The following is a 12,884-nucleotide window of genomic DNA, read 5'->3' on the forward strand; positions in this document are numbered from 1 at the left end:
TGTGTCCCCTCGTCCACTCGTCAAGCCCGACCATGCCACCTCGTGCTACTTCCGCACGTCCGTCGACCACCCGTACCGCAAGGCCCTGATCCAGATCTGCGAGCCGTGCAACGAATCGTGCAAGCACTGCTTCGTGTCGGCGACGAAACGTGGCGAGAACATGGACTGGGGCGCCGTCCGGGACCGCCTGATCCCGCAGCTCCTCGAGGCCCGCGTCAACCGCGTGACGCTCACCGGCGGTGAGCCGTTCATGCACCCCGACCTCCTTCCGATCGCCGACGACTTCTGCGAGGCCGGCATGACCGTCGGGATCTGCACGAACGCCACGATGGTGACGGACGAGCAGATCGCCACCCTCGCCGAACTCGGCGTGCACATGAACGTCAGCCTGGACGGGTTCTCGGCCGACAGCCACGGGGTGTTCCGTGGCCGCCCCGAGGGGTTCGCCGAGACCGTCGAGACGGTGAAGCGGTTCGCGACGGCCGGCATTCTGCAGGGCCTGCTGTGCACCCCGAACAACCTCGCCCAGGACGAGGAGTACGCGCAGCTCTGCGCCTTCGCCAAGGAGCAGGGCGCGAAGTACGTGCTCCTCAACCCGCTCGGCGAGATGGGGCGTGGTGCGGCCCGGAGCGCGCAGAAGCTGCGGCGGCCGGACGAGCACATGCGGCACATCCACGGCTTGACGATGCCGTTCGCCGACGACGACCTGGACATCGTTCACATCCGTTTCCCGAACGAGGACAAGCCGCTGGCGAACTGTGAGGCGGGGACGATCATCTACGTGTTCACCAAGGGCGAGGTCACCGTCTGCCCCTATCTGGTGTTCGCCGCCCGGACGAAGATCAGCCAGCACCCCGACACCGACTTCATCGTCGGCAACGTGTGGGAGCACGACGACATCGCGGCACGTCTCGACGCGTACCGGTTCCACGCGCGGTGGACTGTCGGCGACAACCCGACGTGCGGCGGCTGTTCCATGAACGAGGGGTGCGGCAAGGGCTGTCCGGCCGCGGTCGTCGCGGCGGGGCAGCGGATCGGTGCCGTCGACACCGAGATGTGCCCGGTCGTTCCCCGGCAGTCCTGGGTGCTGAACGTGGTGGATGCGTCGTGAGCGGCCGGTTCATCACCCTCGACGGGCCCGGAGGGGTGGGGAAGTCGACCGTCGTCGCGGCCGTCGTCGAGCAGCTGCGCGCTGAGGGCCTGGCGGTGCACGCGACCCGTGAGCCGAGTGACAGCACGCTGGGGCAGCTCGCCCGGAACGGGACGGACGAGTACCGGGGGATGAGCATGGCGTGCCTGATCGCCGCCGACCGGTACCGGCACGTCGAGGAGGAGATCCGGCCGGCGCTCGCCCGGGGCGAGGTCGTGGTCTGCGACCGCTACATCGCCTCCTCGCTGGTGCTTCAGGTCATGGACGGCGTCCCGCGCGATGTGGTGTGGGAGCTGAACCGGCACGCCGACATGCCGGACCTCGCGGTGATCGTCAACGCGCGCGCGGACGTCATCACCCAGCGCCTGGAGGCGCGCGGCACGCACTCCCGGTACGAGCGGGAACCCGGCGGCACCCAGCGAGAATGCGCGTCCTACTACGAGGCCGCTAGGTTCCTCATGACCACCGGCGTCCGCGTGCTGCAGCTGGACGCGTCGACCGCCGACGCCGAGGACGTCGCCCGCGCGGTCGTGGCGGCGGTCACCGAACCGTGGACGAGGGGCGCCTGATGACCACCCTGGACGTGCTGACGTTCAACCTGAACAATCCGGGGCGCCCGCGTGCGGCACGGCAGCTCGAGTATCTGGCTGCCCGGCCCGAGTCTGTGTTCGTCCTCACCGAGACCGCCGACAGCGTCGGGTGTGATTTCCTGGCGCGCCGCTTCGAGGCGGCCGGCTACAGCGTGACGTTTCCCCTGCCCGGCCGGGGCGAGCGCGGCGTCATGGTCGTCTCCCGCCTGGCCACGCGACCTGGGCCGGCCTCCACCGGCTACCTGCCGCACCGGTGCGTGTCCGTGACCGTCGACACCGGTGAAGGGCCGCTCGACGTCATCGGGCTCTACGTGCCCTCGCGCGACGCCACGGAGGCGAAGAAGACCCGCAAGCGGCGGTTCCTGGAGGACTGTCGGCAGACCATCCCCGCGGGCGATGCCGTCCGGCGGCTGGTGATCGGGGACTTCAACATCCTGGAGCCCAACCACGTCCCGCGGTACCGGGTCTTCGAGCCTTTCGAGTACGCCTTCTACACGTGGCTCGGCCAGGTCGGCTACCACGACGCGTTCCGGGGCGTGCACCGCCAGGCGCTGGAGTACTCGTGGGTGGGGCGGACCGGTGACGGCTACCGCTACGACCACGCCCACGTGTCCACCGGCCTGGCGGCCGCGCTGCGCGGCTGCTCGTACGTCCACGACGTGCGCACCGCCGAGGACCGGCTGACCGACCACTCAGCGCTCACCGTGTCCCTCTCGCTGGGCCCGGCCGCCCCACTGGACATCACCCCCGCGGAGCTGGCCGATGACGCGGCGCCAGCTCTCCTGTTCTGACCGAAGACGAGACAGAGGAACGACGATGACCGACATGTGGGCGCAGGTGCAGCGGCTGCGGGGCTGGCTGGACGCGGAGGCGCCCCCGGCGGCGGCCGGCGACGTTCGCCTGCTGCGCATCCTGAAGATCAGCGAGGAACTGGGGGAGGTCGCCGAGGCGTTCCACGGCGCGACCGGCGCCAACCCCAGGAAGGGGGCCTCGCATACGTGGCAGGACGTGAACAAGGAACTCGCCGACGTGATCGTGACCGCGATGGTGGCGCTGGCCACGACTGCGGACAATCCCGGCAAGGTCTTGGACGAGCGACTCGATCACCTCGTCGACCGGGTCCTCGGGGACTGACAAGCGGGAGTTTTATAACAGAAAAGGCTATCTGTCTTGCCGGGACTAGCTAGTCTCGGCAGTCGACAATCCACCTCGATTGGTCATGGCACCGATCGGCGCATGGGAACGTGCGCCCGCGATCGGTTGCTCTGGGCATCTACGGGCGGAACCGGCCACGCTCGGGATGTCCGGGTCGTAAGGCTCCACCGTTCCCGTCCGTGAGGGAGCGGTGGAGCGGCTCCTCGGTCCTTACTCCGCAAAGTCAGGCGAGGAGCCGCAGGTGGGCCCGACAGGGTTGCTGTCGGGCCCACTGCTGATTCGGAACTGACAGGGTGTGAGGATTGGTGTTCCCAGGGGTGTTCCCACGGGAACACAACCCCGGGGCCAGGCGAACTGAGACGGGCGGAGCCGGGCTGAGGTGGGACCGAAAGTGCAGGCCGGGGAAACGCCGCAGGTCAGCGGGGGTCCCCGCAACGGTTCAAGTCCGGTTCCGGGCACCACCCCAGCCACCTTGAGTGACCGGTGGGAACGCTGAGTTCTCGGGTGCCGTCGTCCGCGGACGAGGTCAAGGGCTGCCGACGGGGGCCTGGTTGAGTGAAATCCGTCGCTTGCATCGGTACCGGGGCGGCCGGGCTTGCGGTGGCCCCACGACTCGTCGGCGCACGATCGGCGTGGACGGCGTGCGGTCATACGCCTCTCCTGGGACCTGATCGAGCCCGTGATGCCGGTGCCGTACGTGCCCACTCCCGGTCCCGTCCACCCCGATGACCCGTTGCACGATCTCTTCGAGGCCGTCGTCCGGAACGCGGGCACCGGCCGGTTCCTTCCCCATGACGAAGATCGACGATGGTTCGACGTCAAGACGGAGCGTGTCCTCGCCGAGGAGATCGGGCACGACCGGTACCTGACGCCGATGCCCACGCTCACCGAGCACGGCGCAGGCACCGCCGAGGTGCACGTGTACGGCTCTGCCCCGGACGGTCTGTCCACCGGTGCCGAACCGGCGCGGAAGCTCGCCCCCGCACGCGGCGCGCGCAAGGCCCGGGTCGTCTGGTTCCCCGGCCCCGGCAGGCCCGGGGCGTGTGTCCGTCGCGGGGACGTGTGACCTTCGCGTACAGGGAGGGTGCTGCCACCGTTGACACGCGGGGCGCACGCGCGCACACTCACGTCCGGCAATGGTGAAGAAAACTTCACCACGCGAACATGGTGTCGTGGTGTACACGAGGCGCCAGGCACAGGACCCCCGTGGCAACGACGCCCGTCCGAAGGGAACCCCCGATGCGCACCACCGTCGGCATCATCGGCGCCGGCCCCGCCGGCCTCCTCCTCGCCCGGCTGCTGCACAACGCCGGGATCGACTCCGTCGTCCTGGAGGGCCGCGACCGGGCCTACGTCGAGCAGCGCCAGCGCGCCGGGATCCTGGAACAGGGCACGGTGGACGTCCTGCGCGCGGCCGGGGCCGCGGAGCGCCTCGACCGCGAGGGGCTGCGCCACGACGGGATCGAGCTGCGGTACGACCGCAAGCGCCATCGCGTCGACTTCCCCGCCCTCACCGGCGGCCGGTCCGTCACGGTCTACGCCCAGACCGAGGTGTGCAAGGACCTCATCGCCCTCCAGCTCAGGCAGGGCGGCCCGCTGCTGTTCGAGGCGGAGGCGCTCGCCGTCGAGGGGGCCGACAGCGGCCACCCGCGCGTGCGGTTCCGGCGCGACGGGCACGAGGACGTCCTGGAGTGCGACTACGTCGTCGGATGCGACGGCTTCTGGGGGGTCTCCCGCGCGGCCGTACCCGCCGGACCGACCCGTGTCTTCGAGCGCACGTACCCCTTCGGCTGGCTCGGCGTCCTCGCCGACGTGCCGCCCTCGCACGACGAACTGGTCTACGCCCGCCACGACCGCGGCTTCGCCCTGCTGTCCATGCGCTCCCCGTCCGTGTCCCGTCTCTACCTCCAGGTGCCCGAGGGCACGGACGCCGAGGCCTGGAGCGACGAGGAGATCTGGGCCGAGCTGGAGCGCCGCTTCGAGACGGACGACGACTGGAGGCTGGAGCGCGGCCCGATCACCCAGAAGTCGGTCACCCCCATGCGGTCCTACGTCCACGAGCCCATGCGGCACGGCCGCCTCTTCCTCGCCGGCGACGCGGCCCACATCGTGCCGCCCACCGGCGCCAAGGGCCTGAACCTGGCCGTCGGCGACGTCGTCACCTTCGCCCGCGCCCTCGTCCACGAGCGGGAGACGGGGTCGGTGCAGCTGCTGGAGGCCTACTCGCAGACCTGCCTGCGCCGCGTCTGGCAGGCCGAGCGGTTCTCGTACGACATGACGACCCTCCTGCACCGCACCCCCGGCGCCACCCCCTTCGAGGAGCGCCTCCAGCTCGCCCGTCTGGACCGCATCGCCTCCTCCCGGGCCGCCGAGACCGACCTGGCGGAGGCCTACACCGGGTTCCCGTTCGAGTGACGCGAGGGGCGAGAGTGACCTGCGGGGTGTGAAGGGTGCGAGTGACGTGCGGGGCGCGAGGGGCGGACACGGGAGCGCGGAGGATGTAGGGGCGGCGTCAGCGGGTTGTCACCGGTCGGTTCCGGACCGGTACCGGGTCGGTCAGGAATGAGCCCCTCCACCGCGGGGAATCAGAGATCGACATAGCGTGTTGCCCAAGACGGCAAGGGAAAGATCCTCCCCAAGCAGTAGGGTCAATCCTTTGCCTACCTATTACTCTTGAGCCCAAGGCCGCGCTGTGTGGCCATGGAGGAGTGAAATGAGGAGCAGAAACCCGGTCTTCTCGCGACGGGGGTTCAGCCGCGACAACGGCTACGCGGGCTTCAACGCCGCGCCGCAGGCCGGGGGTCCCGCTGTCGGCACGCAGCAGGGCAACCCGTACGCGCAGGGTGGCCCCGCCGCCCAGCCGGCCGGCAACCCCTACGCGCAGAACCCCTACGCCCAGCAGGACGTCCAGTACGGCGCACCGCAGGCCCCGGTCACCACCGGCGTCATGACCATGGACGACGTCGTCGCGCGCACCGCGACCACGCTCGGCACCGTGGTCGTCACCGCGGTCCTTTCCTGGCTGCTGCTGCCCGTCGACGAGGCCAACCTCGGCAAGTCCTACGCCATCGGTGTCGGGGCCGGTCTGGTCGCGATGGTGCTGGCCCTCGTCCAGTCCTTCAAGCGCCGTCCGTCGCCCGCGCTGATCCTGTCGTACGCCGCCCTCGAGGGTGTCTTCCTCGGCGTGATCTCCAGCGCGGTGTCCACGTACATCGCGGACGGAGTCGTCGCCCAGGCCGTGCTCGGCACGATGGCGGTCTTCGCCGGCGTGCTCGTGGCGTACAAGGCGGGCTGGATCCGCGTCAACCGCCGCTTCTACGGCTTCGTGATGGCGGCGGCCCTCGGCTTCGTCCTGCTGATGGCGGTGAACCTGCTGTTCAGCGTCTTCGGCGGCGGTGACGGCCTCGGCTTCCGCAGCGGCACCCTCGGCATCGTCTTCGGTGTCATCGGCATCATCCTCGGTGCCTGCTTCCTCGCCCTGGACTTCAAGCAGGTCGAGGACGGCATCGCCTACGGCGCCCCGCGCGAGGAGGCCTGGTTCGCCGCCTTCGGCCTCACGCTGACCCTGGTGTGGATCTACATGGAGTTCCTGCGACTCCTGTCGATCCTCAACAGCAGCGACTAGCGCGAGCGCCTCGGCAGCGACACGCCGACGTCACGAAGGGCCCCGGGACACCCCGGGGCCCTTCGTCGTGGGCGGTGTGTGTGATGTCGTGCGGGCGCGCTACCGGAGCTTGCGCGCGGCCCTCCTCAGGTCGTACTCGTGGACGATCGCCTTCGCGTGGCCGTACGCGAGGTTGTGCTCGTGGCGGAGCCAGCTCACCTTCTCCTCGAAACGGAAGAGGGAGGGGCCGTCCTCCACGGTGCGGAGCCAGTCGGCGACTTCACGACCGGTGCAATGGGGGATGCGGGCGAGCATGTTGCGGTGGGTCTCCTCGGAGAGGACATGGGACATCGGCGCCTCCGGACGCAAAGGGGATGTAAGCCGGTCCTTCAGGTCACCGTGCCCGAGCGTTCGCCCGTTGGCAACAGTCCCGGTACGGCGCGTACGCTCACGGCGTGGTGGATACGAAGCGTCTGACGCAGGCCGTGGATCACTTCGCCGACCGGTTGCGGGCGGCACCGCAGAGTCGGCTCCAGCGGAGCGGCGCGGCCGAAGCGCTGGGGCTGGCCAGGGAGTTCGCCCGGCGGGCCCAGCTCGCGGAGGCGCCGGGAGCGGAACCCCGGGAGATGCCCGACGCCGGGATGTTCGCCGCGGCCGACCAGATCACCGTCGCCGTGCACGATCTGGCCCTCGTCCTCACGGACGAGGGCCAGATCGACGAGGCCGTGCGGTTGGTGGAGGAGGCGCAGAAGCGGGCGGGGGTCTGAGGGGACGAGGCAGGGGGACGAGGTCCGGCCGGGGGCGCCTCAGAGGCTGGCTATGACCCGGTCCGCCAGGATGTAGACGCTCTCCCCGCCGCAGGCGAAGGTCAGGGCGTACGCGCCCGAGATGCCCGAGCCGCCCAGCAGGTACGGCCTCTCGCCGGCCGTCAGGGCCCGCGCGAGGCGGTCCGAGGTCTCCCGGTGACCCGGGGTCATGCACAAGGTGGTGCCGTCGGCGAAGACGTAGACGTCGAGGGTGCCGAGCGGACCCGGCCGCACATCGGTCAGTTCGACGCGGGCGGCGGCGAGTTCCTCCAGCGCGGTCACCGTGCGCTCGTGGTCGTTCGCGACGGGTGACTGGACCGGCACGAAGTCCGGGTGGGAGGGGTGACGGCGGCGGGCCGCGGCCAGTTCGGGGGAGTCGCCGGCGAACTCGTCGGTGTCCGCGGGCGGCTCGGTCACCGGCTCGAGCGGCTCCAGGCCCACGAAATCGGCCTGCCGGGGCAGGAACAGCTCGCTGTCGGGCAGACCCAGCAGGGAGGGCGCGTCGGAAACGTCACGGGCCTCCTGGGCGGCCCAGAAGGCGCGCGCCTCGGCCAGCTCCCGCTCCCGCTCCTCGGCGAGGGCCTCGGCCACCGCCGTGCGTATCTCCTCCGTGCCGGCCGTGGTGCGGGCGGCAGGAACGAAGCCGCGCGTCCCGGCGGCGGTGCTCTCGGCGGTCTCCGCGAGCTGCGTGTGCAGAGCCGCGACCTGACGGCGCAGCTGCAGCAGGGTGCGCAGGACGGCGACGCCCACGGCGCCCGTGGCGGCCGTGGTGACCAGCAAGGCGATCGGCATGGCGCTCACTGACGTACTCCCGGTTCAAAGTCGACCCCCGACTTCCTACATCAGCTTGAAGGGCGGACTATCCAGCTGTCAGTGCGTAACGTCACGAAACGGGCAGGAAATTGGACCCGGCCCCAGGTGGTGAAACGACTCTGAGCTGCGTAAATCCCTCCGGGGAGGGAGATAGGTCACATCCTGGGGGAGATTGGATCACAAAACGGCCCGGAATCCGGGTGCTTCCCGGACTCCGGGCCATCGGCTCACGATGGGTGCCCCGACGGCTACCGAGAGGTGACCGCCGGGGCCGCCGTGCGGCTCAGCTGAGGCGCTCGACGACCATCGCCATGCCCTGGCCGCCGCCGACGCACATCGTCTCCAGACCGAACTGCTTGTCGTGGAACTGGAGGGAGTTGATGAGCGTGCCGGTGATGCGGGCGCCGGTCATGCCGAAGGGGTGGCCCACGGCGATCGCGCCGCCGTTGACGTTCAGCTTCTCCAGCGGGATGCCGAGGTCGCGGTAGGAGGGGATCACCTGGGCGGCGAACGCCTCGTTGATCTCGACCAGGTCGATGTCGTCGATGGTGAGGCCGGCCCGGCGCAGGGCCTGCTTGCTCGCCTCCACCGGGCCGAGGCCCATGATCTCGGGAGAGAGGCCGGAGACACCGGTGGACACGATCCGGGCGAGCGGGGTCAGGCCCAGCTCGCGGGCCTTGGTGTCGCTCATGATGACGAGCGCGGCGGCGCCGTCGTTCAGGGGGCAGCAGTTGGCGGCGGTGACCATGCCGTCGGGGCGGAAGACCGGCTTCAGGCCCGCCACGCCCTCCATCGTGACGCCGGCGCGCGGGCCGTCGTCCTTGCTGACCACCGTGCCGTCGGGGGTGGTGACCGGGGTGATCTCCCGCTCCCAGAAGCCGTTCTTGAGGGCCTCCTCGGCGAGGTTCTGCGAGCGGACGCCGAACTCGTCCATGTCCTGGCGGGTGACGCCCTTGAGGCGGGCCAGGTTCTCGGCGGTCTGGCCCATCGCGATGTAGGCGTCCGGGACCAGGCCGTCCTCGCGCGGGTCGTGCCAGGTGGTGCCCTCCTGCTCGGCGACGGCCGCGGTGCGGGCCTCCGCCTCCGCGAAGAACGGATTGTGCGTGTCGGGCAGGCTGTCGGAGTTGCCCTTCACGAACCGGGAGACCGTCTCGACGCCGGCCGAGATGAAGACGTCGCCCTCGCCTGCCTTGATGGCGTGCAGGGCCATGCGGCTCGTCTGGAGGGACGAGGAGCAGTAGCGGGTGACCGTGCAGCCGGGCAGGTGGTCCATGCCCATCTGTACGGCGACGATGCGGCCGAGGTTGTTGCCCTGCTCGCCGCCGGGCAGGCCGCAGCCGAGCATCAGGTCGTCGATGTCCCTCGGGTCCAGTTCGGGGACCTTGGCGAGGGCGGCCTGGATGATGGTGGCGGTGAGGTCGTCCGGGCGCAGGTCCTTCAGGGAGCCCTTGAAAGCACGGCCGATGGGGGAGCGGGCGGTCGAGACGATGACGGCTTCGGGCATCACGGCTCCAGAGAGGAAGGGGGCGGCGCGCGGCGCCTCGTCGAGGGGCGGCGGGCGGGCGTACGGGGTGGTTCTCCCGGACGGGACGTGACTGGAAGTTACCCGTACGTATGGGCCAGGTCACGGGTGTGGCGGTGTGACCCTGGCCGCAGTTTTCTAAGCGCTTGCTTTTCCGGCGCCCCTTTCCCTCGTCCCTCCGCGCCCTCCGCTTCTTCCGCGCCCTCCGCGCCTTCCGGTCACGGCGACACCCGGGACGGCTCCGGCTCCGGGACGCGGCGGCGGCGCCGCCGCTTGAGCAGGGCCCACGGGCCCCGCGGGCCCGTCGGCATGGCCGCCGCGACCTCGGTGCCCGCCTCCTCCACCGCCTCGGCCGCCGCCCGGGCCACCGGGAGGAAGCCTTCGCGGCGGGAGACGTCGGGACGCTCCTCCTCCGCCGGCCACAGCCCCAGCACCGCGCAGACCGTCGGCAGGACCGCCATCGCCGCCGTGGCGTAGCCCTCCGCCGAGGGGTGGTAGTGGTCGGGGCCGAACAGCTCGCCCGGATTCGCCTCGAACTCGGGACCCAGCAGGTCGCCCAGCGACACCGTGCGGCCGCCCTGCTCGACCACGCCGATCGTCTGGGCGGCCGCCAGCTGGCGGGAGGCCCGTCTGGCGAGCCACCGCAGGGGCTGCCCGACCGGCTCGATCGTGCCCAGGTCGGGACAGGTGCCGACGACCACCTCCGCGCCGGCCGTGCGCAGCCGCCGTACCGCCGCCGAGAGGTGGCGTACCGAGCGGGTCGGGGGCATGCGCGCGGTGACGTCGTTCGCGCCGATCATGATGACGCAGACGTCGGGCACCGGGCCGCTGTCGCCCACGACGAGCGCCACCTGACGGTCGAGGTCGTCGGACCGGGCGCCGGGCAGCGCCACGTTCCGCAGTTCCACGGGCCGCTCGGCGACCGCCGCGAGCCCCGAGGCCAGCAACGCCCCCGGCGTCTGCCCGGCCCGGTGCACCCCCTGCCCCGCCGCCGTGGAGTCGCCCAGCAGCGTCAGGTACAGGGGCTCCACACCGGGCCCGGGGGTGTCGTAGGCGCGGCCGTAGCGGCCGTCCGCCTGGGGGACGTGCGGGTGTGTGCCGTTGCCGACCTGGCGCCGGGCCAGCCGCACCTCGGCCAGCACCAGGCCGACGGCCGCCGCACCGGCCAGCCCGATCCCGCCGCCGCCGTAGGCCGCTCCGGCCGCGATGCGCCGGGCCACTCTTGCCCTGGACGTGCTCGTCATGCCTCGCCGCCACCTCCTCGTGTCCGTACACCCACTCCTTGCCCCGTACGCCCCGTCGGCCAATCTCCACAGGGAGTGGACGTCGCGGGCGGGGTCGTAGGCTGGCGTGACCACTTACGACCACTGTTTTGCAAGCAACCGGAGACAACGGTGCAATTCCACGACTCGATGATCAGCCTCGTCGGCAACACCCCGCTGGTGAAGCTCAACAGCGTGACCAAGGGCATCCGGGCGACCGTCCTGGCCAAGGTGGAGTACTTCAACCCGGGCGGTTCCGTGAAGGACCGCATCGCCCTGCGCATGATCGAGGCGGCGGAGAAGAGCGGCGCGCTCGAGCCCGGCGGCACGATCGTCGAGCCGACCAGCGGAAACACCGGCGTCGGCCTGGCCATCGTGGCGCAGCAGAAGGGGTACAAGTGCATCTTCGTGTGCCCCGACAAGGTGAGCACCGACAAGATCAACGTGCTGCGGGCGTACGGCGCCGAGGTCGTCGTCTGCCCGACCGCCGTGGACCCCGAGCACCCGGACTCCTACTACAACGTCTCCGACCGCCTGGTCCGTGAGACGCCCGGCGCGTGGAAGCCCGACCAGTACTCCAACCCCGACAACCCGCTCTCCCACTACCACTCGACCGGCCCCGAGCTGTGGGAGCAGACTGAGGGGCGGATCACCCACTTCGTCGCGGGTGTGGGCACGGGCGGCACCATCTCCGGCACCGGCCGCTACCTCAAGGACGCCAGCGACGGCCGCGTCCAGGTCGTCGGCGCCGACCCCGAGGGATCCGTGTACTCGGGCGGCTCCGGACGGCCGTACCTCGTCGAGGGCGTCGGTGAGGACTTCTGGCCGACCGCCTACGACCGCGGCGTCGCCGACGAGATCGTCGCCGTGTCCGACAAGGACTCCTTCCAGATGACCCGGCGGCTGGCGAAGGAGGAGGGGCTCCTCGTCGGCGGCTCCTGCGGCATGGCCGTCGTGGCCGCCCTGCGGGTCGCCGAGCGGCTCGGGCCGGACGACGTCGTCGTCGTACTGCTGCCCGACAGCGGCCGCGGCTACCTCAGCAAGATCTTCAACGACGAGTGGATGGCCGACTACGGCTTCCTGGAGGACGAGGGCCCCAGCGCCCGCGTCGCCGACGTCCTCGAGGACAAGCAGCACGGCGCCATGCCCTCCCTCGTCCACATGCACCCGGAGGAGACCGTCGGCCAGGCCATCGAGGTGCTGCGCGAGTACGGCGTCTCGCAGATGCCGGTCGTCAAGCCGGGCGCCGGTCATCCGGACGTGATGGCCGCCGAGGTCGTCGGCTCCGTCGTCGAGCGCGAGCTGCTGGACGCCCTGTTCAGCAAGCGGGCCTCGCTGGAGGACCCGCTGGAGAAGCACATGTCCGCCCCGCTGCCGCAGGTCGGCTCCGGCGAGCCGGTCGGCGACCTGATGTCCGTCCTGGGCACTGCGGACGCGGCGATCGTGCTCGTCGAGGGCAAGCCGACCGGTGTCGTCAGCCGGCAGGACCTGCTGGCCTTCCTCGCCAGGGGCGGGAAGTAGCTTCCGGCGTGCGGGGGCGGAACACCGGGGAAACCTGCGGTGAACCGCCCCCGGCGGCGTCGGACTTCCGTTTTCCCACCGGAAAGGTGGACTTCGGAGCGGACTTCGCGGAAGTGGTACGAGGGCGTCACGTCCGCGCAGCACACGCTTAACACGCGTCCGGCATATTCGTGGGTGTCGGCAGGGCGGGAGCGGCTCCCCGCCCCACCGGCAACAGAACGGCGTCACGGACCTCCGGAGCGGCTCCCGGACCTCCACCGACGCCACGGACGCGTAGGTCTGGCCTGACCCGGCCCGCGTCCCTCGCGGGGACCGCCGTCGTCCCGCCCCCCGTAAGGGGGTGCGGCGGTCCCCGCGCACAACTCCTCCCGGCGCCCCGTGCGGCCGCTCACCGCCCTCGGACCGCCGCGCCCCCTGCTGTCCCCGGACGCCTCCGGACGCCCCGGACGTGCTCGGCCGGC

General features: G+C 71.0%; 13 protein-coding genes. 9 read left to right on the top strand and 4 right to left on the bottom strand.

The features are described 5' to 3' along the window. The first annotated feature begins 1 nt into the window (after position 1). From ACIP5W_RS28615 to ACIP5W_RS28645, 7 genes are all read left to right on the top strand, one after another. A complete protein-coding gene (locus tag ACIP5W_RS28615) occupies positions 2-1,111 on the top strand; it encodes a radical SAM protein (RefSeq protein WP_401479536.1) in 1,110 nt (369 codons plus the stop codon). Continuing rightward, on the top strand, positions 1,108-1,719 hold the full coding sequence (gene tmk / locus ACIP5W_RS28620; protein ID WP_401479539.1) for a dTMP kinase: 612 nt from the start codon (positions 1,108-1,110) through the stop codon (positions 1,717-1,719). The genes ACIP5W_RS28615 and tmk overlap by 4 nt, the downstream gene beginning before the upstream one ends. Continuing rightward, a complete protein-coding gene (locus ACIP5W_RS28625) occupies positions 1,719-2,531 on the top strand; it encodes an endonuclease/exonuclease/phosphatase (protein ID WP_401479542.1) in 813 nt (270 codons plus the stop codon). The genes tmk and ACIP5W_RS28625 overlap by 1 nt, the downstream gene beginning before the upstream one ends. A 25-nt stretch (positions 2,532-2,556) precedes the next feature. After that, on the top strand, positions 2,557-2,874 hold the full coding sequence (locus tag ACIP5W_RS28630; RefSeq protein ID WP_401479545.1) for a MazG-like family protein: 318 nt from the start codon (positions 2,557-2,559) through the stop codon (positions 2,872-2,874). Between the two features lie 703 nt (positions 2,875-3,577). After that, a complete protein-coding gene (locus ACIP5W_RS28635) occupies positions 3,578-3,961 on the top strand; it encodes a hypothetical protein (RefSeq protein ID WP_401479548.1) in 384 nt (127 codons plus the stop codon). Positions 3,962-4,134: 173 nt separating this feature from the next. Continuing rightward, positions 4,135-5,310: a 4-hydroxybenzoate 3-monooxygenase gene (locus ACIP5W_RS28640; RefSeq protein WP_401479551.1), complete on the top strand. Its 1,176-nt coding sequence runs from the start codon at positions 4,135-4,137 to the stop codon at positions 5,308-5,310. Positions 5,311-5,608: 298 nt separating this feature from the next. Beyond that, on the top strand, positions 5,609-6,520 hold the full coding sequence (locus tag ACIP5W_RS28645) for a Bax inhibitor-1/YccA family protein (RefSeq protein ID WP_401479554.1): 912 nt from the start codon (positions 5,609-5,611) through the stop codon (positions 6,518-6,520). Positions 6,521-6,619: 99 nt separating this feature from the next. On the opposite strand, the gene ACIP5W_RS28650 is transcribed toward ACIP5W_RS28645, so the two are convergent. Further along, the gene (locus ACIP5W_RS28650; RefSeq protein WP_401479557.1) at positions 6,620-6,850 is read right to left on the bottom strand and encodes a DUF4287 domain-containing protein; all 231 of its coding nucleotides are present in this window, start codon (positions 6,848-6,850) and stop codon (positions 6,620-6,622) included. A gap of 104 nt (positions 6,851-6,954) precedes the next feature. On the opposite strand from ACIP5W_RS28650, the gene ACIP5W_RS28655 reads away from it, so the two are divergent. Continuing rightward, positions 6,955-7,266, top strand: a complete 312-nt coding sequence (locus ACIP5W_RS28655; protein WP_401479560.1) for a hypothetical protein — start codon at positions 6,955-6,957, stop codon at positions 7,264-7,266. 39 nt (positions 7,267-7,305) lie between these two features. Here ACIP5W_RS28655 and ACIP5W_RS28660 read toward each other — a convergent pair whose 3' ends face one another. The 3 genes from ACIP5W_RS28660 to ACIP5W_RS28670 all read right to left on the bottom strand — a co-directional run bounded on the left by ACIP5W_RS28660 (position 7,306) and on the right by ACIP5W_RS28670 (position 10,884). Continuing rightward, positions 7,306-8,106, bottom strand: coding sequence for a hypothetical protein (locus tag ACIP5W_RS28660; protein WP_401479563.1), 801 nt, complete (start codon positions 8,104-8,106; stop codon positions 7,306-7,308). Between the two features lie 295 nt (positions 8,107-8,401). Then, positions 8,402-9,622 (bottom strand): acetyl-CoA C-acetyltransferase, encoded by a 1,221-nt coding sequence (locus tag ACIP5W_RS28665; protein ID WP_401479566.1) that lies wholly within the window; start codon positions 9,620-9,622, stop codon positions 8,402-8,404. 236 nt (positions 9,623-9,858) lie between these two features. After that, a complete protein-coding gene (locus tag ACIP5W_RS28670; protein WP_401479569.1) occupies positions 9,859-10,884 on the bottom strand; it encodes an SGNH/GDSL hydrolase family protein in 1,026 nt (341 codons plus the stop codon). Positions 10,885-11,034: 150 nt separating this feature from the next. Between ACIP5W_RS28670 and ACIP5W_RS28675 the strand changes: the two genes are divergently transcribed. After that, the gene (locus tag ACIP5W_RS28675; RefSeq protein WP_401479572.1) at positions 11,035-12,423 is read left to right on the top strand and encodes a cystathionine beta-synthase; all 1,389 of its coding nucleotides are present in this window, start codon (positions 11,035-11,037) and stop codon (positions 12,421-12,423) included. Positions 12,424-12,884 lie beyond the last annotated feature (461 nt).

The sequence above is a fragment of the Streptomyces sp. NPDC088766 genome, from assembly GCF_044750845.1.
Taxonomy (GTDB): domain Bacteria; phylum Actinomycetota; class Actinomycetes; order Streptomycetales; family Streptomycetaceae; genus Streptomyces.

Excerpts from the sequence above, each read along its gene's own strand:
- ACIP5W_RS28635 (WP_401479548.1), top strand. The coding sequence starts at position 3,578 with ATGCCGGTGCCGTACGTGCCCACTCCCGGTCCCGTCCACCCCGATGAC.
- ACIP5W_RS28645 (WP_401479554.1), top strand. The coding sequence starts at position 5,609 with ATGAGGAGCAGAAACCCGGTCTTCTCGCGACGGGGGTTCAGCCGCGAC.
- ACIP5W_RS28625 (WP_401479542.1), top strand. The coding sequence starts at position 1,719 with ATGACCACCCTGGACGTGCTGACGTTCAACCTGAACAATCCGGGGCGC.
- ACIP5W_RS28640 (WP_401479551.1), top strand. The coding sequence starts at position 4,135 with ATGCGCACCACCGTCGGCATCATCGGCGCCGGCCCCGCCGGCCTCCTC.
- ACIP5W_RS28630 (WP_401479545.1), top strand. The coding sequence starts at position 2,557 with ATGACCGACATGTGGGCGCAGGTGCAGCGGCTGCGGGGCTGGCTGGAC.
- ACIP5W_RS28670 (WP_401479569.1), bottom strand. The coding sequence starts at position 10,884 with ATGACGAGCACGTCCAGGGCAAGAGTGGCCCGGCGCATCGCGGCCGGA.
- ACIP5W_RS28665 (WP_401479566.1), bottom strand. The coding sequence starts at position 9,622 with ATGCCCGAAGCCGTCATCGTCTCGACCGCCCGCTCCCCCATCGGCCGT.
- ACIP5W_RS28650 (WP_401479557.1), bottom strand. The coding sequence starts at position 6,850 with ATGTCCCATGTCCTCTCCGAGGAGACCCACCGCAACATGCTCGCCCGC.